Origin of the sequence: Pseudomonas sp. Pseusp97 (assembly GCF_047304025.1) — a bacterium.
In the GTDB taxonomy this organism is placed as follows: domain Bacteria; phylum Pseudomonadota; class Gammaproteobacteria; order Pseudomonadales; family Pseudomonadaceae; genus Pseudomonas.
On sequence record NZ_JBGLYK010000025.1, the window covers coordinates 1 to 26278 of the forward strand.

The window sequence follows — 26278 nt, forward strand, 5'->3', positions numbered from 1 at the left end:
GCCCCACCCCGCCGCCTGCTAAGGTAATGCTCGAAACCCTGCGCGGAGCGCTCCATGCTGTACGGCATCCTGCTGATCGTCACCTGGATCATCCTGCTGATCCGCTACCCCTCCCGCGCCCTGCCGATCTCCGGCGCCGGGCTGGTCGGCCTGGCCGCAGTGATCGCCATCGCCATCTGGCAGGACAACAGCGACGCCCGCCAACTCCAGCACCTGGAGCTGCGCATCGCCTACCAGCCCGACCAATGCCAACCCGGCCGCCCGCTGGCCGTCAGCCTGAAGAACGGCTCCTCCCGTCCGCTGCTGGAGCTGCGCTGGAAAGTCGCCGCCTACCGTCCCGGCGATACCACCGACCTCGCCGAAAACCTCTACGAAGCCCCGCGCTACCGTGGCCCCGGCGCGCTGCTCGCCGGCGACAGCTGGAGCGACTGCCTGCCGCTGCCGCCGCTGCGCCCCGGCTACCGCGCCAGCACCCTGGAATTTCGCGCCGAGCGGGTGAGCGGCCGCTTCGGCAACTGATTCACCTGCCCCGCACAATCCGGTACGGTAGTCCCGCCCACAGACAAGGACTGCCAGACCATGCCCCAACCCGTCGCCCTCATCACCGGATGCTCCAGCGGTATCGGCCGCGCCCTCGCCGATGCCTTCCAGGCCGCCGGCTATCAGGTCTGGGCCACCGCCCGCCGCGATGAAGACGTCGCCGCCCTCGGCCAGGCGGGTTTTCGTGGCGTGCTGCTGGACGTCAACGACGAGCCCGCCGTCGAGCGCCTCGCCGAGTTGCTGCAGCGCGAAGCCGGCGGCCTCGATGTGCTGATCAACAACGCTGGCTACGGCGCCATGGGACCGCTGCTGGACGGCGGCAGCCAGGCGATCCGCCGGCAGTTCGAAACCAACGTGTTCGCCGTGGTCGGCGTCACCCGCGCACTGTTCCCGGCGCTGCGCGCGCGGCGCGGGCTGGTGGTGAACATCGGCAGCGTGTCCGGCGTGCTGGTCACCCCCTTCGCCGGCGCCTACTGCGCATCGAAGGCGGCGGTACACGCGCTGAACGATGCCCTGCGCCTGGAACTGGCACCCTTCGGCATCGAAGTGATGGAAGTGCAGCCCGGCGCCATCGCCTCCAACTTCGGCGCCAACGCCAGCCGCGAGATGGCCGCGGTGGTCAGCGAGGATTCCGCCTGGTGGCCGCTGCGTAAATTCATCCAGGCGCGCGCCGCCGCCTCGCAGGATAAACCCACGCCCGCCAGCGACTTCGCCCGCCAATTGCTGGCCGCTGCGCAGAAGTCCCCGCGCCCGCGCCTGGTGCGCATCGGCAACGGCAGCCGGGCCCTGCCGCTGATTTCGCGTTGGCTGCCCAGCGGGTTGCTGGACAAGGTGCTGAAGAAACGCTTCGGCCTCGACGGGCAACTCTGATGACGCATCCGCTCCGCTACCTCGCCCTCGCTGGCATCCTCGCCGCCTTCGTCCTCAACGTGGTAGCGCGTGGGCTGCTGCGGGTCGGCGGGGTGCCGGCGACGCTGCTGGTGGCGGCGGTGATCGCCGTCGCCATGGCCTTCTGGTTCGCCCGCCGGTACAAGCGCGTGGCGGAAACCGGCGAGCGCTGGCGGCTGACGGCACTGTACGGCGCAGGGCTGGCGGTGCTCTACGCCATCCTGGTGGGCATGGCCGCGTGGAAGAACACCCCGAGCCCTGCGGCGCTGCTGATCTACGCGCTGAACTACCTGTGCTACCCGCTGTGCGTCTGGTGGTTCTTCCGCCCCGGCGTGCTCGCGCGTTTTCTTCCCGCCGACCGGCGCTGAGCGACCTTCACGCTTTCTTCACCTGTTTTTTATCCGGACACAACCGGGCCCCGCCTAAGGTAACGCGGACCTTAGAGGAGCCCCCATGTCCCTGCCCCCGATTCTCCGTGGCGCCATCGTCGCCGCCCTGCTGAGCACTGCACTGCAGAGCATCAGCCCGCTCGCCCTGGCCGTCGGCGAAACTTCTGCCGACTGGGCCAGGCCGGTGGACAAGTCGTTCAATCTCTACCAGATGTCGCCGACCCTCTACCGCAGCGCCCTGCCCTCCGGGCAGAACCTGCCGGTGCTGGAGCAGCTTAAGGTGAAGACCGTGGTCAGCTTCATCAAGGACGACGACCGCGAGTGGATCGGTCAGCAGAACATCGAGACGGTGAGCTTCCCCACCCACGCCGACCGCGTCGACGACGCCGACGTGCTGAAGGTCCTGCGCATCCTGCAGAGCGCAGAGCAGAACGGCCCGGTGCTGATGCACTGCAAGCACGGCAGCGACCGCACCGGCCTGTTCTCGGCCATGTACCGCACGGTCATCCAGGGCTGGAGCAAGGAAGACGCCCTCAAGGAAATGACCGAAGCCGGCTTCGGCAGCGCCGATGACATGGAAGACGCCATCGCCTACGTCAGGAAAGCCGATATCGGCAAACTGCAGCAGGCCCTGGCCAGCGGCGAGTGCAGCACTTCGGCCTTCGCCGGCTGCCAGCTCAAGGGTTGGCTGGCGGATACCTTCGGCGAGCAGCGCCCGCCTCATCCGGCGCACTGATCGGCACGTCTGTCACACCGGGAGGGTGAGAGTGCGCTAACGTGGGCGCATTCCCACCGTTTCACAGGCATGCCATGACTTCTTCCCGCTTCAGCGCCGTCACCCACACCCGCTACATCGACCACGCCGGCCTGGATGCCTTCTGCGCCGACTACGACGGCTTCCTGCTCGACCTCTGGGGCGTGCTGATCGACGGCGTGGACGTGTTTCCCGGCGCCCTCGACTGGCTCGCCCGCCGCGCAGCCGAAGGCAAGCCGGTGTGGTTCCTCAGCAACGCCTCGCGCAGCGTCCCGGAGATGGCCGACACGCTGGTGCGCCTGGGCGTCTCCCGCGAGCTGTTCGCCGGCATCACCACTTCCGGCCAACTGGCCATCGACGCCTTCACCCATGAGCGCGAATTCCAGCGCGGCGGCATCTACACCGTCGGCGTGGGCGATGCGCTGACCACCTGGCCGGTAGAGATCCGCGAGCGCTTCTGCGACGACATCCATGCGGCCTCGATGATCCTCGGCGTGGGCAGCTTCCCGCAGGATGAGCTGGAAGAGCGTTTCGCCCCGCTGCGCAGCGCCACGGACAAACCTTTCCTGTGCGCCAACCCCGACCGCGTCGTGGTGTCCGGCGGCCAGACGGTGTTCGGCGCCGGTCGGCTGGCCGAGGCCTTCGCCGAGGAAGGCGGCAGCGTGCACTGGTACGGCAAGCCCGATCCGTCGGCCTTCCGCATCGCCCAGCGGCAGCTGGAAGCGCGCGGCGCCAAGCACATCCTGTTCGTCGGCGACTCGCTGGTGACCGACGTGCCCGGCGCGCTGGCCGCACGCATCGACACCCTGTGGCTGGCGTCCACCGGCATCCATCGCCAGGCGCTGGGCGTGCCTTTCAACGGCGCGCTGGACCCGGAAAAGACCAACGCGCTGCTCGACGGCTACCCAGTTCGTCCGCACTTTGCCGCACCGGGGCTGGTCTGAGTTCAGGACATCCACCTGAGCTCGAGCGCCCATGAACGAACTGATCGACCTGCTGCAATGGCCGGCCATGCTGGTCACCGTCCTCGCCGCCTGGCTGGTGGGCTCCCGCGACCGAAGGCGGCGCAAGCTGGGCTTCTGGGTGTTCATCGCCAGCAATGCGCTGTGGATAGCCTGGGGTCTGCCGGCCCAGGCCTACGCGCTGGTGCTGCTGCAGCTGTGCCTGGCGGCGATGAACATCCGCGGCAGCTACAAGAACCGCCGGCGCGAGCAAAACGAAGGCTGAGCGTCCTTGTAGGAGCGAGCTTGCTCGCGAACAGCCCAACTCCGGTGCCATGCGGTTCGCGAGCAAGCTCGCTCCTACGAAGAGCTCCACCCTGAGCTCCGTCCTACGCGCTGTGCCTGGCGGCGATGAAATCCGCGGCAGCTACAAGAACCGCCGGCGCGGAAAGGGCGAAGGGTAAACCGATCCCTGTAGGAGCGAGCTTGCTCGCGAACAGCCCAGCTCCGGTGCCATGCGGTTCGCGAGCAAGCTCGCTCCTACAAGAGCACAAGCCCTGCGCGACTGGGAATCCGTAGGGCGCATAACCCGGAACGGGTTATCCGCCATTGCCGGCGGATAACGCCTGAGGTGTCATGCGCGCTACGCAGCTCGGGTGCTCGCCTCTCGTAGGAGCGGATCTTATCCGCGAATCCTGCGAACAGTTCGACGGTTCAGGTCAGGCACCGTTTTCACGGTGAACGCGGAGAAGCTCCGCTCCTAGAGCCAAATCCCGCAGCACGTAGCACGCGATCCGGCTGCAAAAGAAAACGGGAGCCGAAGCTCCCGTTTTCATTCACCCGATCAGATCACCGCGCCGCCGCAGCCGCGCCGTCGGAGTGCTCCGCGTCGCGGCTCTGCGGGTTGACGATCACGGTGGCGGTGATGCCGGCCGCCAGCAGCACGCCGTCCGGCACTTCGTCGATGTGGATGCGCACGGGTACGCGCTGGGCCAGGCGCACCCAGTTGAAGGTCGGGTTGACGTCGGCCACCAGCTCGCGGCTTTCCGGGTTGTCGCGGTCGTAGATGGCGCGGGCGATGCTCTCGACGTGGCCCTTGAGGCGTTCGCCGCTCATCAGTTGCAGCTCGGCCGGATCACCAACGCGGATGTGCGGCAGCTTGGTCTCTTCGAAGTAGCCGTAGATCCAGTAGGAGTTCTCGTCGACCACGGCCATCTTCGCCTCGCCGACGCGGGCGTAGTCGCCACGGTGCACATTGAGGTTGGTCACGTAGCCGTCCACCGAGGCGCGCACCTGGGTGCGCTCCAGGTTCAGCCTGGCGGCGTCCAGCGCGGCCAGGGCCTGCTGGTAGTCGGCCTCGGAGGCGGCGGCGGTGTTGCTGGCGTCGTCCAGGCTCTCGCGGGAGACGACTTCCTCATCCATGGCGCGACGGCGCTTGGCATTGAGCAGGCGCATCTGCAGGGTGGCCTTGCGCGAGTCGACCAGGGCCTGGGCCTGCTTCACGGCGATCTGGTAGTGGTCCGGGTCGATCTGCATCAAGAGGTCGCCCTTCTTCACCTGCTGGTTGTCGCGCACCGGCACGTCGACCACCACGCCGGAGACGTCGGCGGCGACATTGATGATGTCGGCGCGCACCCGGCCGTCGCGGGTCCAGGGCGTATCCATGTAGTTCACCCAGAGGGCGCGGCCGATCAACGCGGCGACCGCCAGGATGATCAGGGTCGCCAGCAGGCTGATGATGGATTTGAGGGTCATGGGTGCACGCTCGTTACTTGTAGATAGTGAGAGACAGGCCGCCGAACAGGCAGGCAAACAGGCACACGCGGAAAAGCGCCGGGTGCCAGGTGAAGCGGTACAGGCCAATGGAAGCCAGGATGCGGTCGAGGCCCCAGCAGATCACCGCGGCAACGAGGAACATCAGGGTCAGGGTCGGCATGTAGACCCCGTGGAACGCGATCTCGCGGGGCAGGTCAGGCAGCATGGGTCGATCTTCCAGAAGAGGTTTCGCCATCGCGCAGCGGCGACTGCGGGTCGAGCAGGCTGCTGCGGATGAAGTGCAGGTAGCTGAGCACGCGGCGCAGCGGCGAGCTTTCGAAGTCCGGGGCGCGCGGCTCATCGGTGCTCTTCACGCAGTCGATGGCCTGCTCCACGGCGGCCAGGGCACGTTCGCGGTTGGCCTCGCACGGCTTGACGAACAGCCGGATCAGCGCGCGGCCCATGGCGCGGATCGACTGCCGCCACGGCGACGTCTGCGCGTAGCAGGGCTCGTTCGGCAGGTTCTCCTGCTCGACGCGCAGCTCGATGATCGAATGGCCGATCTCCAGCACGACGAAGGTCCAGCGCAGAAGGCGGCGCTGCATCTGCGGGCTGCGCGCGGCAACACCGTAGGCCTGGTTGAGCAGGTCGCGGGTACCGCTCTCGAAGGACGAAACCAGGCCGTCGAGCTTACCGCTGATGGCCTCCACCACGCGCAGGCGCAGGTCCTTCTCCAGGCGCCGCCACAGCCAGGCGCTGGTGGGCGGCATGATCACAGCGGCGACCACCGCGGCCAGGCTTTGCGACAGCACCAGGGCGATGTACTCGTTGAGCATGCGGCCCGGATCGTAGACGGTGAGGTTCGCCGGGATCGCGCCGAAGCTGAAGAACACCAGCAGGCCCAGGCCGTAGCCGGCGTACTGCGGCTTGATGGAAAAGAACGCACCCACCGCGAATACCGGCGCCAGGGCGAAGGCCAGCAAGGCAAAACCGTCCAGGTGCGGGAACACGAAGAAGGTTTCGGAAAAGCCGAGGATGGCCGCGAAGAAAGTGCCCACGGCCATCTGCATGGCCATCTTCGCCGGGTCCGGCGCAGCCGACACCAACGCGGCGACAGCAGCGGCGTTGAGCACGAAGGTGCTGCCGCTGGGCCAGGCGGTTTCGATCCAGAAGATGCCGAACACCAGCACCATCAGCGCGGTGCGCCCGCCGGCCACCAGCGAGGCGACCAGGTTGGCCTTGGGCGAGAAGCCGTGCTTCCAGTTCTCCCGCTCGTGCTTGTGGGCGGCCAGGGAAGCGTGGGTCAGGGCGTAGTTGTAGAGGTCGTCGGCCAGGCGATAGAGCAGCTCGCCGGCGGTATTGTAATCCAGCAGCGCGGACGGCTCGTCCTGCTCGGCGAGCAGCTGCGCGCGGCCAGAGCGGATGCGTTGCATCATCCGCGTGCGGTGGCTTTCCAGCTGGGCGGCGAGGCGTTCGGCGTCACGGTCGGTCACCGACTGGCCGCGCCACGGGGCGAGAACCTGGGCCAGTTCGTCCAGGCACGGCTGCAGCGCACGCAGCACGGCCTCGGCTTCCTGCGCACGCAGGCGCGAGAGCAGCTGGTGCAGCGCGTGGTAACGGGTGGTGAGGACCATGAACTCGTTGTTCAGGCGCGACAGGCGGCCGGAACGCAGGCGCATGTGCGGGTCTTCGAAGCGGGTGGCGCTGCGCAGCGCTTCCAGGCCCACGGCCTGGGAGGCGAAGGCCACGTTGGCCGCCTCGAACTTCGGCCGCTCGCCGCCGCCGAGGTTGTCCAGGACGAAGCCGGCGAAGGCGCCGAAACGCTGGTAAAGCGCACTGCGCATGGCAGTGCTGGAGGTCTGCGGGAACAGCGTGGCGCTGACCACCATGGAACAGAGGATGCCCAGGCTGATTTCCAGCACGCGCCAGATCGCCGACATGAACGCGGCTTCCGGGTGCAGGGTGGCGGGCAGGCCGATCAGCGTGGCGGTGTAGCCGGCAAGCACGCAGGCGTAGGAGCGGAAGTCGCGGTAGCGCGCGGCACCCACGGTGCACAGACCGATCCACAGCGCCGAGACCAGCAGGAACAACTCGCGCTGCTGGGCGAAGATGGCGATCAGCGCGACCATCACGGAGAGGCCGACCAGGCTGCCGAGAATCCGGTAGAAGCTCTTGGCGAACACCTGGCCGCTCTGCGGCTGCATGACGATGAACACGGTGATGGTCGCGGTGCTCGGCTGCGGCAGTTCCAGGCGCATCGCCAGCCACAGGGTCAGCAACGCGGCGAGCAGCACCTTGGCGATATACACCCAGGTGACGCCGTCGCTGCGGCCCCACTCCAGCAGCGCGCGGCGCAGGGCGTCCAGCGGCGCCAGCTGGCGGGTGGCAGTGCTACCGTCGAAGGAATCGCCGGCCATCTCAGCGCTCGCCGGCCGCGCGGACGCTGACGGTCTCGGGAACCATCTTCGTCTCTTTCGGGCCTTCCTGCTTGTCCATCAGGCCGCCGCCCAGGGCAACGACGAGGCCGGCATGGGTGGCCAGGCGCGCGGCGCGAACCTGCTGTTCCACCAGTTGCTGCTGGAACAGGCGGGTCTGCGCGTTGAGCACATTGAGGTAGTCGGTCAGGCCGCCACGGTAGGCCTTGGTGGCGATGTCGTAGGTGCGCTGGGCCGAGGCCACGGACTTGGCGGCGAAGCCTTCCTGCAGCTCCATGGAGTGCATGCGGATCAACTGGTCGGAGATGCCCTTGAGGGCGTTGATCAGCGTCTGGTTGTACTGCGCCACGGCGGCGTCGTAGCCGGCGGATTCCTGGCTCAGCTGCGAGCGGCGGCGACCGCCGTCGAAGATCGGCAGGGAGATGGCCGGGCCGACGCCGTAGGTGAATTTCTCGGCATTGAGGAACTCCAGCACGCCGCCGCCGACGGCGCTGTAGCCGATGCTCGCGACCAGGTCGACGTTGGGGTAGAACTCGGCGCGGGCGACGTCCACGCCCTTGGCTTGGGCGGCAACCTTCCAGCGGCTGGCGACCACGTCCGGGCGATGGCCGAGCAGCTCCATCGGCAGCTTGCTGGGCAGGCCCGGACCTTCGGCAAGCTTCAGGCTCGGCCGCTGGATCGAGGCGCCGGCGCCGGGACCTTTACCGGCGAGAGCGGCGATCTGGTTGCGGGTGAGCTGGATTTCCTCGTCCACCGCTTCGATCTTGCGTTCGGTTTCCGGCAGCGGAACCTCCGCCTGGCTGACTTCGAAATGCGTGCCGATGCCACCGTCAAGGCGGCGCTGGGCCAGGGCCAGGATGCCCTGCTGCTGCGCCAGCATGGCCTTGCCGATGTCCAGCTTGGCGTACTGCAGCGACAGCTGGATGTAGGCGCGGACGATATTGCCCTCCAGCTCCAGCTGGGCCATGCGCGCCTCGGCGGCGGTCATCTTGGCGATGTTGACGTAGCGCTCGGTGTTGCTGCGCTCGCGGCCCCAGAGGTCCAGCGAATAGTTGAAGCCCAGGGCGGCGTTGTTGTTGAAGGTGGTGCTGTCGGCCAGGTCGCCCGGGCCGTAGAAGTAGTCGGTCGGCCAGCGGTGGCGGGTCAGCGAGGCATCCACGCCGATCTGCGGCGACTCGGCGGACTCGGCGATGCCGGCCATGGCCATGGCCATGCGCACCCGCGCCTCGGCCTGGGCCAGGGTCGGGCTGCCCTCCAGCGCGGTCTGCACCCAGGCATTCAACTGCGGATCGCCATAGGCGCGCCACCACTGCTCGGCCGGCCAGCCAGCTTCCTGGTTGGCATGCGCGATGGCGGCGTCGGTGGCCAGCTCGGTGTCGCCCAGGCGCTGTTCCTGCGGGGCGATGCCGTTGGTGCTGATACATCCGGCGATTGTTGAAAAAATGACAAAGGAGCCGACGAACGTCAGTCCTTTCACGAGGTGACGCGACACGGTGGAGGTCCTGGAAGTGGTCTAGCTTTTCAGCGTGGGGCTTTCATGCGTGGAGGTGCCGGCAAAGCCACTGGCGGCGATTGAATTCTAGGGATGGGGAAGGGAACGGATAAGCCGGCTGATTTGTGATTGTTTATTACCGATAATGAAACAATGTGTGTCGCCATCCATGTGACAATAGGCCGCCCCCGCTCTGCTCCGCGCATTGCCATCCATCAAGGACATGCCGCCGGCGACGACGTAACGCTTCATTGGCGTCGCCACTCGGGACAGACGCCCACTGACGAGGCCCCAATGGACACACTGCAGACCATGCGTGCGTTCGCCTGTGTCGCGGAAACCGGCAGTTTCACCGCCGCCGCGCAGCAGCTGAACACCACCACCGCCTACGTATCCCGCGCGGTCGCCAATCTGGAGTCCCACCTGCGGACCCGCCTGCTCAACCGCACCACCCGGCGCATCGCCCTCACCGAAGCCGGGCAGCGCTACCTGCTGCGTTGCGAGCAGATCCTCGCCTACGTCGAGGAAGCCGAAGCCGAGGCCAGCGACGCCCACGCCCGCCCCGCCGGCCGCCTGCGCGTGCATTCGATGACCGGCATCGGCCAGCATTACGTGATCCGCGCCATCGCCAACTACCGTCAGTTGCACCCGGACGTGACCTTCGAGCTGACCATGGCCAACCGCGTGCCGGACCTGCTCGACGAAGGCTTCGACGTGGCTATCGTGGTCGCCTCGGAACTGCCCGACTCGGGCCTGGTGTCCCAGCGCATCGGCGAGACCTACAGCATCCTCTGCGCCTCGCCCGACTACCTGGCCCGGCGCGGTACGCCCAAGACCCCGACGGAGCTGATGGAGCACGATTGCCTGCGTCTGATCAGCCCGGTGCTGCCGCTGGACAAGTGGCTGTTCGACGGCCCCAACGGCCAGGAAATGATCACCCTGGGCCCCTCGCCCTTCCAGGTGAACGTCGGCGATGCGATGACCGAGGCCATCGGCTCGGGCATGGGCATCAGCGCCCTGCCCGTCTACTCGGCCATCGACGGCCTGCGCGACGGCTCGCTGGTGCGCGTGCTGCCGCACTACAAGCTGCAGATCCTCAACGTCTACGCGCTGTACCCGTCGCGCCAGTACCTGGACGCGAAGATCAAGACCTGGGTCGCGTACCTGCGAGAAAACCTCCCCGGTGTGCTCCAGGCCGATGGCGCCGGGCTCGCCGATGTGGGACCCTGACCGCCCTTTTCGTCGTGTTTCGCGGGCAAGCTCACTGTGTAACTCCTTACCCCGGTGTTCAGTGAGCTTGCCCGCGAACCCATCTTCTTCCCCCTCCCGATATTCCCCGGACCTGTAGGAGCGAGCTTGCTCGCGAACGTATTCTCCGGCGGCTCTACTGCTGGGCGGTTCGCAAGCAAGCTCGCTCCTACATAAAAGCGGGCACGTTCGATAATCGCCCGGCGCGCACACAAGCCTTGCGCCGCTCTAGCTCGGCAATGGTAGGGTTAAGCCCCCTCCGCCTCCCAGCCGTCCGAGAGCCATGAAAAAGAACGTCTTCGTCTTCAGCCGCCTTGCCCCCGAACACCTCGACCGCCTGCGCAGCCAGTTCAACGTCACCGTGCTCGATCCCAAGCAGGGCGACGTCGACGCACAGCTGGCCGCCGCCCTGCCGACTACTCACGGCATGATCGGCGTCGGCCGCCCGCTGGGCGAGAAGCAGCTGGCCCAGGCCACACAGCTGGAGGTCATCTCCAGCGTCTCGGTGGGCTACGACAACTACGACCTGAACTACCTGAACCAGCGCGGCATCCCGCTGACCAACACCCCGGACGTGCTGACCGAAACCACCGCCGACCTGGGCTTCGCCCTGATCATGGCCGCCGCCCGGCGCACCGCCGAGCTGGACGCCTGGACCAAGGCCGGGCAGTGGAAGCGCACCGTGGACGCCCAGCACTTCGGCGTCGACGTGCACGGCAAGAAGCTCGGCATTCTCGGCCTGGGCCGCATCGGCGCGGCCATCGCCCGTCGCGGCCGCTTCGGCTTCAATATGGACATCCTCTACCACGGCAACAGCCGCAAGCCGGAGCTGGAAGCGGAGTTCGGCGCGCGCTTCTGCGGCTTCGAGGAACTGCTGGGCGAGGCGGATTTCGTCTGCGTGGTGGTGCCGCTGTCGGACAAGACCCGCAAGCTTATCGGCAAGCGCGAGCTGGAGCTGATGAAGCCCAGCGGCATCCTGGTGAACATCGCCCGCGGCCAGGTGATCGACGAGGCCGCGCTGGTGGAAGCACTGCAGGAGAAACGCATCCTCGCCGCCGGCCTGGATGTCTATGAGAAGGAACCGCTGGCGGAGTCGCCGCTGTTCTCGCTACCCAACGCCGTGACCCTGCCGCACATCGGCTCGGCCACCCACCAAACCCGCCAGGCCATGGCCGAGTGCGCGCTGGACAACTTCGAAGCCGCGCTGCGTGGGGAGCGTCCGAAGAACCTGGTCAATCCGCAGGCGTGGAAGGCCTGACGAGTTTTCGTAGGGCGCATAACCTGGAACAGGTTATCCGCCGGCACCTCCGCGGCGGATAACGCTGGCGCGTTATTCGCCCTACGAAGCTGCGCGGCGAGCGGTCGAAGAACTTGGTCAACCCGCAGGCTTGGAAAGCCTGAGCGCGGGCCGCTTTTCGTAGGAGCGAGCTTGCTCGCGAACGAACCCCGCTGCGGAGCGGTTCGCGAGCAAGCTCGCTCCTACAATAACCACTATGCTCTGGCGGCCTGCAGCACCGGCCTGGGCTTGCGAAACACCAGCACATTGCCCGCCATCACCAGCCCCAGCCCGGCCAGGGCCGGCAGGCTCCACTGATAGCCCTCGGCGAAAGCCGAGACGTTGAGCGCCACCACCGGGAACAGCACCGTGCAATACGCCGCCCGCTCCGGGCCCATGCGCCCGACCAGGGTCAGATAGGCGGTAAAACCGATCACCGAGCCGGGAATCGCCAGGTACAGCAGCGACCCGACGTATTGCGGGCTGCTGTCGAACGTCAGCGGCACGCCCTGCACCAGGCAGATCGCCAGCAGGATCAGCGAGCCATAGAGCATACCCCAGGCATTGGTCGACAGCGGCCGCAACCCGGCCTTCTGCTGCAGGCTCGACAGCAGGTTGCCCGCCGAGAAGCACAGCGTGCCGAGCAGCGCCAGACCCAGGCCGTAGAAGGTTTCCCGCGTGGCCTGGTGCCCGGCCAGCTCCGGCCAGAACAGCAGAGCCAGCCCCGCCAGGCCGAACGCTCCGCCACCAAGCACGTTGGGCGCGATGCGCTGGCCGAAGAATATCCGCGCGTTCAGCGCATTCCACAGCGTCGCGGTGGAGAACACCACGGCCACTAGCCCGCTGGGGATCCACTGGCTGGCGGTGTAGAAACACAGGAAGTTCACGCAGAACAGGCATAGCCCCTGCGCGAAGCAGATCGCCTGCCCACGCCGTCCCAGTGGCTGCAATTTGCGCGAAACCAGCAGCAGGGCGAACAGCACCAGCGCCGCCAGGATGAAGCGATAGGCGATGGACAACGGAATGGCGACCACCCCGACCTGCAGCTTGATGGCGATCCAGGTCGTGCCCCAGATGAGCACGGTTAGCAGGTAGAGCGAGAGGTTCATGGCGGTCTCCGAAAATCCTGTGGAAACAGTCTCCCGCCCGCCCCCGGCGCCGGCTTGCAGATTCTTGCGCTTATTGCGACAACCGGGCTGGCAAGGCGCGCCCGCGCGGGTAGAGTGAAGGCAGCAGAGGAACAACCATGTCAGCCATTTCGCAGCTCGAAGTCTTCCAGTCGATGAACTCGTCGCCCAACGCCCGCCTGGAGCGTTGCGCAGAGCTGGGTGACGGGCTGTCCGCGGCGATCTGGAGCAACAGCCACGATGCCCGCGACTACCACGCGCCGAGCCACCACACGCTGTCCTGCTACCTGAACGACGGCACCGGCACCTTCCGCCGTGGCGCACCGGGCAGCAAGGGTGCGCCGGACAAGCTCTGCGTGATGCCGGCCGGCGCCGAGTCGGCGTGGATCGTCAATGGCGACATCCGCTTGGCACACCTTTACATCGGCCAGGAACAATTCGCCCTGGGTTGCATCCGTCTACTCGACCGCGAGCCGCGCGAACTGCAGCTGCACGAGCGGACCTTCCTCGACGACCCGCAACAGGCCGCGCGCTTCCGCCAGCTGGTGAGGCTTGACTGGCATGAGCCGGGCGAGCGCATCCGCACCAGCACGCTGGCCCATGACCTGATCGATCACCTGCTGCTGAACCAGGTCGGCCTGCGCGAAGGCCTGAAACTCAAGGGCGGATTGGCACCGGTGATGCGCCGCCGGGTGGCCGACTACATCGAGCAGCGCCTGGACCAGCCGCTGTCGCTGGGCGAGTTGGCGATGCAGACGGCGCTGTCGGAATACCACTTCGCGCGGATGTTCCGCGAAAGCTTCGGCATGCCGCCGCACCAGTACGTGCTGGCCCGCCGCGTGGCCCTGGCGCAACGCCTGCTGCGCGACACCCGCCAGCCGTTGAGCCAGGTCGCTCTGGCCTGCGGGTTCTCCAGCGCCAGCCATTTCGCCAACCGCTTCAGGTCGGTGGTAGGCGGGACGCCGGGGGAATATCGGCAGGCGTTCGGGGAGTAGCGTTTCGACCGTGTACCTGCCGGTGCGCGGTTCGCGAGCAAGCTCGCTCCTACGAAAAGCCAAACGCCCTGATCCAGCTCTGGCTCTGACTCTAAAAGGCTTCCAGAGAAATATCCGCGCACTCCGACTGCCCCGTTCAGGAGGCCTCGTTGAAGCGGAGTTTCAGGGTTGAGCGACATGGATGTCGCGAGAGCCGCGATGGGCCAGGGATGGCCCTTCGTGGGGGGACGCCTAGTTCGGGCCCCTTAAACTTCGCTTCAACGAGGGAATTTTTCGCCTAGGCGAAAAACCGGATGTCCGGGGCAAGACCTTTGGTTACTTTCTGGCGTTTGAGAAAGTAACTCGCCCGAGGGGGCGAAACAGGAAGCCTGCGCGTACGCCGAAGCGGCGCAGAAACATCCAACCACAAGCAAGAACATCGCGGACAAGGTCCGCTCCTGCAGGGAGACGGCAGCGTCAAGCAATTCGCGAGCAAGCTCTGTCCTACGAAAAGCAAAAGGCCGCCCGAAGGCGGCCTTTTGCATGACTCGGCGAAGGATCAATCGCCGTAGATATCGCTCTTGAAGTACTTGCCCTCGATGGCCTTGTACTTGCCATTGGCGCGCAACGCGTCGATGGCGGCGTTGAGCTGGCCGACCAGTTCGGTGTTGCCCTTGCGCACTGCAATACCGGCACCCTCGCCGAAGTATTTCGGGTCCTTGAACTCCGGCCCGATGAAGGCGAAGCCCTTGCCGCGCGGGGTATCCAGGAAGCCGATCTGCAGCGGGATGGAGTCGGCGAAGGTACCGTCCAGGCGGCCCGCCAGCAGGTCCAGGTAGATCTCGTCCTGGCTGGTGTAGCGCACCACGTTGGCGCCGGCCTTGCCCAGTACCTCGGTGGCGAAACGGTCGGCGGTGGAGCCACGCTGCACGCCGATATTCTTGCCCTTGAGCTGGCTGAACTGCTCGTCCAGCTGCGAGCCTTCCTTCATCACCAGGCGGCCCGGGGTGAAGTAGTACTTGTGGGTGAAGTCCACCGAGTGCTTGCGCTCTTCGGTGATGGTGATGGAGGACAGCGCGGCGTCGATCTTGCGCACCTTCAGCGAGGGGATCAGGCCGTCGTATTCCTGCTCGACCCACTGGCACTTGCGCTTCATCTCTTCGCACAGCGCGTTGCCGATGTCGTAGTCGAAGCCGGCGATCCCGCCTTCCGGGGTCTTGAAGGCGAAGGGCGGGTAGGCCGCCTCGATGCCGATGCGCAGCGGCTTGTCGTCGGCATGGGAGAGGGTGGCGAAGGCAGCCAGCATCAGGCCGCCCAGCAGGGCTTTGCGATTCATCGATGAACTCCGTTATGTGGTCGCCGGGGCGAGCGCCGGCCGTTACGTCTTGGCAGTGAGTACGGCATGTCTTGTTCGTCCAGGGGCGCAACACGAACGGTCGCAGCGGCATTGCCTTGCCCTGACCCAGGCGAACGACTTCTTGTTCTGGTCCGTTCACGCGCGGGCGCGCGTAAACTTAAAATCCAATCTGGACTAAAAAGTACACAACGTCAATCATCCCTCGGCGCAGGCTTCGACCGTAGGGCGCATAACGCCTCTGGCGTTATCCGCCATCCGCCGTTCATGGATACCGAGACGGCGGATAAAGCATTCCGCTTTATTCGCCCTACGGGTTGTACCGGCTCGCCCTGCGACAGCCCGGCGCACTCTCCTTTGCTGCCCCGTCCTTACTCCTTCGGAGGGATGTCGCGCACCGGGCCGGCGCCTTAGTCTGGAAGCGTTCCGAAGCGATCCGAGGAGGATTCGAAACGATTCTTTCGCATGATTTACCGTAGCTTCCACGGTTATACCTTTGGCAAATGCCCGTAGCCCCCGCGATACGCTCATGTCGCCGGGGCTTTTTTATGCCTGCTGTGCGGCCCTTTGTAGGAGCGAGCTTGCTCGCGAATCGCACGGCACCGGCATCACCGGCAGAAGGTGGTTCGCGAGCGAGCTCGCTCCTACAGAACCCGGGCAGTACGAGCTCCGTGGGGAGTTTTTTCTGTTCAGGAACGCAAGGCACGCGGCGGGCATAGGCCCGCCAAGGGAGGACTGTTTCAGCCGCCGCTGAGGTTCATGAAGCGCAGCACCTGCACGTCGCCGACGGTGAACTCGTGGCGTGCCGGCTTGCGCTGCAGCGCGCCCTGCAGAGCTTCCAGAATGGGTTCATCGTGGATCGGATGGCGGCGCAGCAGGCCGCGCAGGTCCAGGGAGTTCTCGTGGCCCAGGCACAGCAGCAGGCGGCCTTCGGCGGTCAGGCGCAGGCGATTGCAGGTGGCGCAGAAGTTGTGCGAGTGCGGCGAGATGAAGCCGATGCGCGTGCCCGGATGCTGCGCCAGGCGCGCATAACGCGCCGGGCCGCCGCTGTGCTCGGCGCTGTCCAGCAGTTCGTGGTGCTCGGCGATCATTGCGCGGACCTCGTCGCTGGAGCAGAAGCTCTCTTCGCGCTCGCGACCGACCTGGCCCAGCGGCATCTCTTCGATGAAGCTGATGTCCAGCCCGTGGGCGATGGCGTAGTCCACCAGTGCCGGTACCTCATCGGCGTTGCGGCCCTTCATCACCACGCAGTTCAGCTTGATCCGCTCGAACCCGGCCTGCTGCGCGGCGTCGATGCCGCGCAGTACCTGCTCCAGGCGTCCGGTGCGGGTGATGGCGGCAAAGCGTTGCGCATCGAGGGTATCGAGGCTGATGTTCAGGCGCGTCAGGCCGGCGGCGTGCAGGTCGCCGGCCAGCCGGGTGAGCTGCGAGCCGTTGCTGGTCATGCACAGTTCGCGCAGACCGGGCAGCGCGGCGAGGCGCTCGCAGAGGTGGACGATGCCGGGGCGCACCAGCGGTTCGCCGCCGGTGAGACGCAGCTTCTTCACGCCGCCCTCGACGAAGAGGCGCGCCACCCGCTCGATTTCTTCCAGGGTAAGCACCTGCTGGCGCGGCAGGAAGCGCATGTTTTCCGACATGCAGTAGACGCAGCGGAAATCGCAGCGGTCGGTTACGGACAGGCGCAGGTAGTCGATCCTGCGGCCTTGGCCGTCGATCCATTCGGACATCTGATAGTGCTCCATGGCAGATCAGAGTTTGGGCGTTCCCCTCTCCCCCGCCCTCTCCCTGAAGGGAGAGGGAGCTGTCCGTGCCGGCTGACGCCAAGGATTTATCCCGCACGGAACGAATCCCCTCTCCTTTCGGAGCGGGGCGCGCAGCCAGGGTCAGGGAGAGGGGCTCTGGCTTTACTGCACCAGCGGCGACTCCGCCCCGTCGAAGACAAAGCCATCGATCCGCGCTTCACCGGCCAATACGCTGATGTACTGGCTGACCGCGCGCTGCAGCACCTGGGCGCGCAGGTAGGCGGCGATGCGCGGGCGCGCCTGCGCGAAGTCCAGCGGCTCGCCGCCATCGCGCTCGATCAGCTCGACCACATGCAGGCCGTAGCGACTTTCCAGCGGATGGCCGAGCAGGCCGGGTTGCTGTTGCAGCAGGCGTTTCTCGAACTCGGGGACGGTCTGCCCCGGTTCGATCCAGCCCAGGTCACCACCATCGTCCCTGGACGGGCAGTCGGAGAAGCGCATCGCCTTTTCGGCGAAACGCTCGGGATATTCGCGCAGTTCGGCCAGCAGTTCTTCGGCCTGTTCGCGGGCCTTGGCGCGGCCTTCCAGGTCGTCCGGCGCGATGCCCAGCAGCACGTGGCGCAGGCGCATGCGCCAGGGTGCGGTCAGGCGGGTCGGGTTGGCTTCGTACCATTGGCGGCAGCTGGCGTCGTCGGCTTCGGGCACGCCGACTTCACGGTCGATCAGGGCGCGGATGCGCGCTTCTTCCAGCGCCTCGCCCTCTTCCGCGTCGGCCTCAAGGCCCAGTTCGTCGGCGCGCTGCACCAGCAGCTGGCGCACCACCAGCGCGCGGCAGGCGGAGTACAGCGCCTCGCCGTGGCTTGCAGCAGGATGGTATTGCAGCTCGCGGGCCAGTTCGTCCTCGGCGATGGCGACGCCGTTGACTTCGATCTTCGGCAGGTCGACGTGTTCGACCTTGGCTTCGTAGTGGGAGCAACTCATTTCATTGACCTCCGTAACCCTCTCCCCGGCCCTCTCCCTGAAGGGAGAGGGGGAAGAGCGTGGGGCGAATAACACGCCAGCGTCATTCGCCGTTTCATCAGGCTGCGCGACGCTTGGTGCGGACCACCTGGTAGCGGCGCCCGAAGTACCACACCGGGGCGCTGACGATGTGCACCAGACGGGTGAAGGGGAACAGCACGAACAGGGTCAGGCCGAGGGTCACGTGCAGCTTGTAGACCAACGAGACCGGTGCGATCGCTTCGGCGGCGGCCAGCGGCTGGAAGGTGACGATGGACTGCGCCCAGTTGGCCAGCATGACCATCACCGAACCATCGAGGTGATGAGTCGAGGCGACTATGGTGGACAGGCCGAGGATCAGCTGGACGTAGAGCACCAGCAGGATCATCAGGTCCGACGCATTGCCGGTGGCGCGCACGCGCTCATTGGTCAGGCGGCGCAGGATCAGGCCGGTCAGGCCGATGAAGCAGAGGATGCCGAAGAAGCCACCAGACACCATCGCCAGCAGTTGCTTCTGCTCGGTGCTGATCAGGTGCTCGTAGACTGCGTGCGGGGTCAGCAGGCCGACGAAGTGGCCGGCTAGGATGAACAGCACACCGACATGGAACAGGTTGCTGTAGACGCGCATGCCCTTCTTGCTCAGCATCTGGCTGGAGCCGGCTTTCCAGGTGTATTGCGAGAGGTCGAAGCGCGCCCAACTGCCGATCAGGCAGATGGCGAGCGCGACGTAGGGATAGATCCCGAACGCTAGAAGATCGAGGGACATGTTCAGACTCCTTCTCTGGCCGCCCGGTACTGCATCTGCGGCACCGGCTGGGCGACCCACTGCATGGGTTGTTCGGCGGCGGTGGAAATCCGCCGGGCGCTGGTGGACGGGCAACCGACGGCGGGCTCGGTAAAGCTCACCGGGGTTTCCTCCCAGGCCTTGTCGATGGCTTCCAGGCTGTCGTCGCGCGCTTCCTGCTCGCGGTCGCGCTTGAGCGCGCCGAGGTCGGGCTGTTCGCCGGACAGCTCCAGCAGGCTGTTGAAGACCGCCGCATAGCTGCTGCCGCGCTCTTCCAGGCGCAGGGCGATCAGCGCGAGGATGTGGGCGACTTCGGCGAGACCGGCGCGGGCCGACTCGGCGTCCTGCAGGGCGAGGAACTCCAGGTACAGCGGCAGGTAGTCCGGCAGCTCGTTGACGTCGATCACCAGGCCCGCCTGGGTGTAGCGGTCCATCAGGTCGACCATCGCCTGGCCACGGTCGCGGCTTTCGCCGTGGACGTGTTCGAACAGCAGCAGCGAGACCGAGCGACCGCGCTCGAACAGCCCGTCGTAACGGGCCTGGACGTCGAGGATGTCGCCCTTGCACAGCTCGTTGAGCAGCGCGGCGAGGCCGTCGCGCTGCTTTTCCGAGAGGTCGCAGGTGCGGATCAGCGCATGCAGTGCCAGGCTTTCCTCACGCAGCTCGACGCGCGGGTAATCCAGCATCAGCGCACTGAGCTTGAGCAGTTGGCTGTGACTTTCCATTGAGATGGCCATGATCGTCACTCCTGTATCTGCACGGTCTGGATGACGTTGCGCTGGTCCACGGCCTTGCCGCCGAACAGGTTCACGCCGGAGTTGCCGGAGCAGCCGTTGCCGAAGCTGAAGCCACAGCCCGAACGCTCGGCGAAGGCATCCGACAGGGCTTCCTCGCGGTGCGCGGTCGGGATGACGAAGCGGTCTTCGTAGTTGGCAATCGCCAGGTAGCGGTACATCTCTTCCACCTGGTTCACGCTCAGGCCGACCTTCTCCAGCACCTCCAGGTCCTGCTTGCCTTCCACGTGCTCGGCGCGCTTGTAGGCACGCATCGCCAGCAGGCGCTTGAGCGCCAGCAGCACCGGCGCGGTGTCGCCGGCGGTCAGCAGGTTGGCCAGGTACTGCACGGGAATGCGCAGGGACTCGACATCCGGGATCACCCCGTCGCTGCCGATATGGCCTTCGGCGGCGGCGTTCTGGATCGGCGACAGCGGCGGCACGTACCAGACCATCGGCAGCGTGCGGTATTCCGGGTGCAGCGGCAGGGCCAGCTTCCAGTCCATGGCCAGCTTGTACACCGGCGACTTCTGCGCGGACTCGATGACGCTGTCCGGTACGCCGTCCTTGCGGGCCTGCTCGATCACTTTCGGGTCGAACGGATCGAGGAAGATTTCCAGCTGCTTCTGGTACAGCTCGCGCTCGTTCTCGCAGGTGGCCACTTCGTGGATGCGGTCGGCGTCGTACAGCAGCACGCCGAGGTAGCGGATGCGGCCCACGCAGGTTTCCGAGCAGACGGTCGGCTGGCCGGCCTCGATGCGCGGATAGCAGAAGATGCACTTCTCGGATTTGCCGCTCTTCCAGTTGAAGTAGATCTTCTTGTACGGGCAGCCGCTGATGCACATGCGCCAGCCGCGGCACTTGTCCTGGTCGATCAGGACGATGCCGTCTTCCTCGCGCTTGTAGATGGCGCCGCTCGGGCACGAGGCCACGCACGCCGGGTTCAGGCAGTGCTCGCACAGGCGCGGCAGGTACATCATGAAGGTGTTTTCGTACTCGCCGTAGATGTCCGCCTGGACCTGGTCGAAGTTCTTGTCCTTGCGCCGCTTGGCGAACTCGGTGCCGAGGATTTCCTCCCAGTTGGGGCCCCACTCGATCTTCTGCATACGCTGTCCGGAGACCAGCGAGCGCGGCCGGGCGATCGGCTGGTGCTGGGCCTTGGGCGCGGTGTGCAGGTGCTGGTAGTCGAAGTCGAAGGGCTCGTAGTAGTCATCGATTTCCGGCAGGTCCGGGTTGGCGAAGATGTTCGCCAGTACGCGGAACTTGCCACCGATGCGCGGGACGATGGAGCCGTCGGCGTTGCGCTTCCAGCCGCCCTTCCACTTCTCCTGGTTCTCCCACTCTTTCGGGTAACCGATGCCGGGCTTGGTTTCGACGTTGTTGAACCAGGCGTACTCGACGCCTTCGCGGCTGGTCCAGACGTTCTTGCAGGTGATGGAGCAGGTGTGGCAACCGATGCATTTGTCGAGGTTCAGCACCATGCCGACTTGCGAACGAATTTTCATGGCAGTAATCCTCAAATGTCCTGGGGCAGCGGTTGCGGCAGGGCGTCACCGCCCAGTCCGCCCTGCTCCGGCTCGTCGAGCCAGTCGACCTTGTTCATCTTGCGCACCACGACGAACTCGTCGCGGTTGCAGCCGACGGTGCCGTAGTAGTTGAAGCCCCACGCCTGCTGGGCGTAGCCGCCGATCATGTGGGTGGGTTTGAGGACCACGCGGGTCACCGAGTTGTGGTGGCCGCCGCGGGTGCCGGTGGTCTCGCTGCCCGGCAGGTTCACGATGCGTTCCTGGGCGTGGTACATCATCACCATGCCGTCCTTCACGCGCTGGCTGACCACCGCGCGGCAGGTGGCGGCGCCGTTGGCGTTGAAAACTTCGACCCAGTCGTTGTCCTCGATGCCGACGCTCTTCGCGTCGTGCTCGCTCATCCAGATGATCGGGCCACCGCGCGACAGGGTGAGCATCAGCAGGTTGTCGCTGTAGGTGGAGTGGATGCCCCACTTCTGGTGCGGGGTGATCCAGTTCAGGGTGATCTCGGCGTGGCCGTTGGGCTTCTTGTTGAACAGCTTGTCGGTGCTGCGGGTGTTGACCGGCGGCCGGTAGCTGACGAAGCCCTCGCCGAAGGCCTGCATCCAGGGGTGATCCTGGTAGAACTGCTGGCGACCGGTGAGGGTGCGCCACGGGATCATCTCGTGGACGTTGGTGTAGCCGGCGTTGTAGCTCACGTGCTCGTCTTCCAGGCCCGACCAGGTGGGGCTGGAGATGATCTTGCGCGGCTGCGCCTGGACGTCGCGGAAGCGGATCTTCTCTTCTTCCTTGGGCAGCGCCAGGTGGGTGTGATCGCGACCGGTGAACTTCGACAGCGCTTCCCAGGCCTTCACGGCGACCTGGCCGTTGGTTTCCGGCGCCAGGGCGAGGATCACCTCGGCGGCGTCGATGGCGCTCTCGATGCGTGGACGGCCCTGGCTGACACCCGGTTCGGTGACCTTGTGGTTCAGCTCGCCGAGCAGCTTGATCTCCTTGTCGGTGTTCCAGCCGATGCCCTTGCCGCCGTTGCCGAGCTTGTCCAGCAGCGGGCCGAGGGAGGTGAACTTCCTGTAGGTGTTGGGGTAGTCACGCTCGACCACGTGCAGGGTCGGCATGCTGCGGCCGGGGACCGGTTCGCACTCGCCCTTCTTCCAGTCGCTGCCGCCGAACGGCTGCGCGAGTTCGTTGGCGGTGTCGTGCAGCAGCGGCACGGTGACCAGGTCCTTCTCCACGCCCAGGTGGCCGACGGAGACCTCGGAGAACTTCTTCGCGATGGCCTTGTAGATTTCCCAGTCGCTCTTGGCTTCCCAGGCCGGGTCGGTGGCGGCCGACAGCGGGTGGATGAAGGGGTGCATGTCGGAGGTGTTGAGGTCGTCCTTCTCGTACCAGGTCGCGGTCGGCAGGACGATGTCCGAATACATGCAGGTGGAGGACATGCGGAAGTCCAGGGTGGTGACCAGGTCCAGCTTGCCTTCGGCGCCTTGGTCGACCCAGTCGACTTCGCCCGGGCAGGGCCCGCCGGCCTTGCCGAGGTCGTCGTTCATCACGCCGTTCTTCGCGCCCAGCAGATACTTGAGCATGTACTCGTGGCCCTTGCCCGAGGAGCCGAGCAGGTTGGAGCGCCAGATGAACATGTTGCGCGGGAAGTTCTGCGGATCGTCCGGCTGTTCGCTTGCGATACGCAGGTTGCCGGCCTTGAGTTCGCGGATCACGTAGTCCTGCACCGGGATACCGGCCTTTTCGGCATCAGCGGCGATGCGCAGCGGGTTGCGGTTGAGCTGCGGGGCGGACGGCAGCCAGCCCATGCGTTCGGCGCGGATGTTGTAGTCCAGCGCATGCTCGGGGAACTGTCGGGTGTCGGCCAGCGGCGAGAGGACCTCGTGCATCGAGATCTTCTCGTGGCGCCACTGCGAGCTGTGCAGGTAGAAGAAGCTGGTGCCGTTCATCTGCCGCGGCGGACGGCTCCAGTCGGTGCCGAAGGCCAGCGGAACCCAGCCGGTCTGCGGGCGGAGCTTCTCCTGGCCGACGTAGTGCGCCCAGCCACCACCGCTCTGGCCGATGCAGCCGCACATCATCAGCATGTTGATGACCGCGCGGTAGTTCATGTCCATGTGGTACCAGTGGTTCATCGCGGCGCCGATGATGACCATGGCCTTGCCGTGGGTCTTGTCGGCGCTGTCGGCGAACTCGCGGGCCACCTGGATGGCGCGGGCAGCCGGTACGCCGGTGATGCGGGCCTGCCAGGCCGGGGTGTAGGGGACGTCGGCGTCGGTGTAGGAGGCGGCAACGTTGCGGCCGCCCAGGCCACGGTCGACGCTGTAGTTGGCCATCTGCAGGTCATACACGGTGGCGACGCGCAGGGTCTGGCCGTCGGCGCCGGTCACCTCGCGGAAGGGTACGCGGCGCACCAGCACCTCGTCGTTTTCCACGCCCTTGAAGTGCGGGTGCTCCTGCCCGGCGAAGTATGGGAAGCCGACGTCGCAGGCCTGTTCCGGGCCGTCGATCAGGGTCAGCGCCAGGCGGGTTTCACGCTTCTCGCCGCCTTCGGTTTCCTCGATGTTCCACTTGCCCGACTCGCCCCAGCGGTAGCCGATGGCGCCGGTGGGCGAAACCAGCTCGCCGGAGATTTCGTCCAGGCCGATGGTCTTCCATTCGGGGTTGTTGTCCTGGCCGAGATTGCCCGCCAGGTCCGCCGCACGCAGGTAGCGGGTCGGCTTGAGTACGCCATCGGTGTGCGGTTCGAGCAGCACCAGCATCGGCATGTCGGTGTACTGGCGGCAATAGTCGACGAAGTAGGCGCTGGGTTTCTCGAGGTGGAATTCCTTGAGGATGACATGACCGAAGGCCATGCCCAGCGCGGCGTCGGTGCCCTGCTTGGGGTTGAGCCAGAGGTCGGTGAGCTTGGCCACTTCGGAGTAGTCCGGGGTGACGGCCACGGTCTTGGTGCCCTTGTAGCGGACTTCGGTGAAGAAGTGCGCGTCGGGGGTACGGGTCTGCGGGACGTTGGAGCCCCAGGCGATGATGTAGCTGGAGTTGTACCAGTCGGCCGATTCTGGCACGTCGGTCTGCTCGCCCCAGATTTGCGGGCTGGCCGGCGGCAGGTCGCAGTACCAGTCGTAGAAGCTCAGGCACACGCCGCCGATCAGCGACAGGTAACGGGCGCCGGCGGCGTAGCTGACCATCGACATGGCCGGGATCGGCGAGAAGCCGATCACGCGGTCCGGGCCGTAGGTCTTGGCGGTGTAGACGTTGGCGGCGGCGATGATCTCGGTGACTTCGTTCCAGCTCGAACGGATGAAGCCGCCCAGGCCGCGCTCGCTCTTGTAGCTCTTCGCCTTGGCGGAGTCCTCGACGATGCTGGCCCAGGCGTCCACCGGGTCGTTGTGCGCGGCGCGGGCTTCACGCCAGAGCTTGAGCAGCGGCTTGCGCACCTTGGGGTACTTCAGGCGGTTGGCGCTGTACATGTACCAGGAGTAGCTGGCGCCACGGGGACAGCCGCGCGGCTCGTGGTTGGGCAGGTCCGGGCGGGTACGCGGGTAGTCGGTCTGCTGGGTTTCCCAGGTGATCAGGCCGTTCTTCACGTAGATCTTCCAGGAGCACGAGCCGGTGCAGTTTACGCCGTGGGTGGAGCGAACGATCTTGTCGTGCTGCCAGCGCTGCCGGTAGCTGTTTTCCCAGGCACGGCTTTCGTTGGTGACCTCGCCATGACCCTCGGCGAATTCACCCTGCTTCTTCTTGAAGAATTGCAGGCGATCGAGCAGGTAACTCATCTGTATCTCCTCACCCGGTCTGCGCCGGGCGTTCAATCTCGAATCAGGACTTGCGAATCACGTAGGGCGCATAACGCACAGCGCTATGCGCCGAAGGGGTCAACAAGGGCTTTCCGCACCTTTGCGCGCGTACCACCACCAAGTGGCGACGATGCAGCTCAGGTAGTACGCGACGAAGACGTAGAGGGCGCCCTGGGCGCTGCCGGTCATGGCCAGCGAGGTGCCGAAGGCCTTGGGAATGAAGAAGCCGCCGAAGGCGCCGATGGCGGCGGAGAAACCGATCACCGCGGCCGACTCCATGCTCGCGCCCTTGGCTGCCTGGGCTTCGGTGAAGCCGCCCTGCTTCAGGCGCGCGGCCCACTCGTTGCGGAAGATCACCGGGATCATGCGGAAGGTGCTGCCGTTGCCGATGCCGGCGAAGAAGAACAGCGCGATGAAGGAGCCGAGGAAGCCGAAGAAGCTGCCCGCACCGTGGGCGCCCGGCAGGAAGCTGATCACCGCGAACACGCCGGCGATCATCGCCGCGTAGTTCCACAGGGTGATGCGCGCGCCGCCGAACTTGTCCGCCAGCCAGCCGCCCAGCGGCCGGCTCAGGGCACCCACCAGCGGGCCGAGGAAGGCGTACTGCAGCGGGTTGATGTCCGGGAACTGGGTCTTGCTGAGCATGGCGAAGCCGGCGGAGAAGCCGATGAACGAGCCGAAGGTGGCCACGTACAGCCAGCACATCAGCCAGTTGTGCTTGCGCTTGAAGATCACCGACTGCTCGCGGAACGAGGCCTTGGCATCAGCGATGTCGTTCATGCCGAACCAGGCGGCGATGGCCACCACGGCGATGAAGGGCACCCAGATCCAGCCGGCGTTCTGCAGGAACAGCCGGCCACCGTCGGAGAGCTGCTGCGGCTCGCCACCGAAGGCGCCGAACAGGCCACCGGCCACGGCCAGCGGTACGGCGAACTGCATCACCGAGACGCCCAGGTTGCCCAGGCCGGCGTTCAGGCCCAGGGCGGTGCCCTGCTGGTTCTTGGGGTAGAAGAAGCTGATGTTGGACATGCTGGAGGCGAAGTTGCCGCCGCCAAAGCCGCACAGCAGCGCGATGGTCGCGAACACCCAGTACGGGGTGGTCGGGTCCTGCACGGCGAAGCCCAGCCACAGGCAGGGGATCAGCAGCGAGGCAGTGGACAGCGCGGTCCAGCGGCGGCCGCCGAACACCGGCACCATGAAGGAGTAGAACACCCGCAGGGTGGCGCCGGAGATCGACGGCAGCGCGGCGAGCAGGAACAGCTGTTCGTTGCTGAAGCTGAAGCCGGCGGCGTTCAGGCGCACGGTGACGGTGCTCCAGATCATCCACACGGCGAAGGCCAGCAGCAGCGCGGGGATCGAGATCCATAGGTTGCGCGCGGCGATGCGTTTGCCGCTGCGCGCCCAGAACTCGGGGTCCTCGGGGCGCCAGTCGATCAGCAGCGGACCGCTGGCGGCTTTGAGTTGGGAGTTGATCATGCCCATGACGGCAC

22 protein-coding genes are annotated in these 26278 nt (G+C 66.1%); 9 read left to right on the plus strand and 13 right to left on the minus strand.

Annotated elements, in window-relative coordinates:
- Positions 1–54 precede the first annotated feature (54 nt).
- The 6 genes from ACCC94_RS07505 to ACCC94_RS07530 all read left to right on the plus strand — a co-directional run bounded on the left by ACCC94_RS07505 (position 55) and on the right by ACCC94_RS07530 (position 3798).
- Positions 55–519 (plus strand): multidrug transporter, encoded by a 465-nt coding sequence (locus ACCC94_RS07505; RefSeq protein WP_413348684.1) that lies wholly within the window; start codon positions 55–57, stop codon positions 517–519.
- A 60-nt stretch (positions 520–579) separates the two neighbouring features.
- Complete coding sequence (locus tag ACCC94_RS07510; RefSeq protein WP_413348685.1) at positions 580–1410, plus strand: SDR family oxidoreductase; 831 nt, start codon at positions 580–582, stop codon at positions 1408–1410.
- Positions 1410–1796: a hypothetical protein gene (locus ACCC94_RS07515; RefSeq protein ID WP_413348686.1), complete on the plus strand. Its 387-nt coding sequence runs from the start codon at positions 1410–1412 to the stop codon at positions 1794–1796. The genes ACCC94_RS07510 and ACCC94_RS07515 overlap by 1 nt, the downstream gene beginning before the upstream one ends.
- A gap of 85 nt (positions 1797–1881) precedes the next feature.
- A complete protein-coding gene (locus ACCC94_RS07520) occupies positions 1882–2553 on the plus strand; it encodes a tyrosine-protein phosphatase (RefSeq protein ID WP_413348687.1) in 672 nt (223 codons plus the stop codon).
- 74 nt (positions 2554–2627) lie between these two features.
- On the plus strand, positions 2628–3515 hold the full coding sequence (locus ACCC94_RS07525; RefSeq protein WP_413348688.1) for a TIGR01459 family HAD-type hydrolase: 888 nt from the start codon (positions 2628–2630) through the stop codon (positions 3513–3515).
- Between the two features lie 31 nt (positions 3516–3546).
- Positions 3547–3798 (plus strand): hypothetical protein, encoded by a 252-nt coding sequence (locus ACCC94_RS07530; protein WP_413348689.1) that lies wholly within the window; start codon positions 3547–3549, stop codon positions 3796–3798.
- 563 nt (positions 3799–4361) lie between these two features.
- Here ACCC94_RS07530 and ACCC94_RS07535 read toward each other — a convergent pair.
- From ACCC94_RS07535 to ACCC94_RS07550, 4 genes are read right to left on the minus strand one after another with little or no spacing between them, the layout of a single operon-like run.
- On the minus strand, positions 4362–5267 hold the full coding sequence (locus ACCC94_RS07535; protein WP_413348690.1) for an efflux RND transporter periplasmic adaptor subunit: 906 nt from the start codon (positions 5265–5267) through the stop codon (positions 4362–4364).
- Positions 5268–5280: 13 nt separating this feature from the next.
- Positions 5281–5481, minus strand: coding sequence for a DUF1656 domain-containing protein (locus tag ACCC94_RS07540; RefSeq protein ID WP_413348716.1), 201 nt, complete (start codon positions 5479–5481; stop codon positions 5281–5283).
- Position 5482: 1 nt separating this feature from the next.
- Positions 5483–7684 carry an FUSC family protein gene (locus tag ACCC94_RS07545; RefSeq protein ID WP_413348691.1) on the minus strand — a complete coding sequence of 734 codons (2202 nt, stop codon included), beginning with the start codon at positions 7682–7684 and terminating at the stop codon, positions 5483–5485.
- Between the two features lies 1 nt (position 7685).
- Complete coding sequence (locus ACCC94_RS07550) at positions 7686–9194, minus strand: efflux transporter outer membrane subunit (RefSeq protein WP_413348692.1); 1509 nt, start codon at positions 9192–9194, stop codon at positions 7686–7688.
- A gap of 294 nt (positions 9195–9488) precedes the next feature.
- Between ACCC94_RS07550 and ACCC94_RS07555 the strand changes: the two genes are divergently transcribed.
- Both ACCC94_RS07555 and ACCC94_RS07560 read left to right on the plus strand, forming a co-directional pair.
- Complete coding sequence (locus ACCC94_RS07555) at positions 9489–10424, plus strand: LysR family transcriptional regulator (protein WP_017519048.1); 936 nt, start codon at positions 9489–9491, stop codon at positions 10422–10424.
- A gap of 301 nt (positions 10425–10725) precedes the next feature.
- Positions 10726–11700 (plus strand): 2-hydroxyacid dehydrogenase, encoded by a 975-nt coding sequence (locus tag ACCC94_RS07560; RefSeq protein ID WP_413348693.1) that lies wholly within the window; start codon positions 10726–10728, stop codon positions 11698–11700.
- 233 nt (positions 11701–11933) lie between these two features.
- On the opposite strand, the gene ACCC94_RS07565 is transcribed toward ACCC94_RS07560, so the two are convergent.
- Positions 11934–12827, minus strand: coding sequence for a DMT family transporter (locus ACCC94_RS07565; RefSeq protein WP_413348694.1), 894 nt, complete (start codon positions 12825–12827; stop codon positions 11934–11936).
- A 137-nt stretch (positions 12828–12964) separates the two neighbouring features.
- Between ACCC94_RS07565 and ACCC94_RS07570 the strand changes: the two genes are divergently transcribed.
- Entirely contained in the window at positions 12965–13840 is an 876-nt protein-coding gene (locus ACCC94_RS07570) for a helix-turn-helix domain-containing protein (RefSeq protein ID WP_413348695.1), read from the plus strand.
- A 538-nt stretch (positions 13841–14378) separates the two neighbouring features.
- Here the strand turns inward: ACCC94_RS07570 and ACCC94_RS07575 are convergent.
- From ACCC94_RS07575 to ACCC94_RS07610, 8 genes are all read right to left on the minus strand, one after another.
- Positions 14379–15155, minus strand: coding sequence for an ABC transporter substrate-binding protein (locus ACCC94_RS07575; RefSeq protein WP_413348696.1), 777 nt, complete (start codon positions 15153–15155; stop codon positions 14379–14381).
- Positions 15156–15913: 758 nt separating this feature from the next.
- Positions 15914–16900 (minus strand): GTP 3',8-cyclase MoaA, encoded by a 987-nt coding sequence (gene moaA, locus ACCC94_RS07580; protein WP_413348698.1) that lies wholly within the window; start codon positions 16898–16900, stop codon positions 15914–15916.
- A gap of 177 nt (positions 16901–17077) precedes the next feature.
- Positions 17078–17896: a peptidylprolyl isomerase gene (locus ACCC94_RS07585; RefSeq protein WP_413348699.1), complete on the minus strand. Its 819-nt coding sequence runs from the start codon at positions 17894–17896 to the stop codon at positions 17078–17080.
- Positions 17897–17993: 97 nt separating this feature from the next.
- Entirely contained in the window at positions 17994–18680 is a 687-nt protein-coding gene (gene narI / locus ACCC94_RS07590; protein WP_045210685.1) for a respiratory nitrate reductase subunit gamma, read from the minus strand.
- Between the two features lie 2 nt (positions 18681–18682).
- Complete coding sequence (gene narJ, locus ACCC94_RS07595; RefSeq protein WP_413348717.1) at positions 18683–19423, minus strand: nitrate reductase molybdenum cofactor assembly chaperone; 741 nt, start codon at positions 19421–19423, stop codon at positions 18683–18685.
- Positions 19424–19440: 17 nt separating this feature from the next.
- The gene (gene narH / locus ACCC94_RS07600; RefSeq protein WP_413348700.1) at positions 19441–20976 is read right to left on the minus strand and encodes a nitrate reductase subunit beta; all 1536 of its coding nucleotides are present in this window, start codon (positions 20974–20976) and stop codon (positions 19441–19443) included.
- An 11-nt stretch (positions 20977–20987) separates the two neighbouring features.
- Entirely contained in the window at positions 20988–24767 is a 3780-nt protein-coding gene (locus ACCC94_RS07605) for a nitrate reductase subunit alpha (protein WP_413348702.1), read from the minus strand.
- 99 nt (positions 24768–24866) lie between these two features.
- Positions 24867–26270, minus strand: coding sequence for a NarK family nitrate/nitrite MFS transporter (locus tag ACCC94_RS07610; RefSeq protein WP_413348703.1), 1404 nt, complete (start codon positions 26268–26270; stop codon positions 24867–24869).
- Positions 26271–26278: the final 8 nt, after the last annotated feature.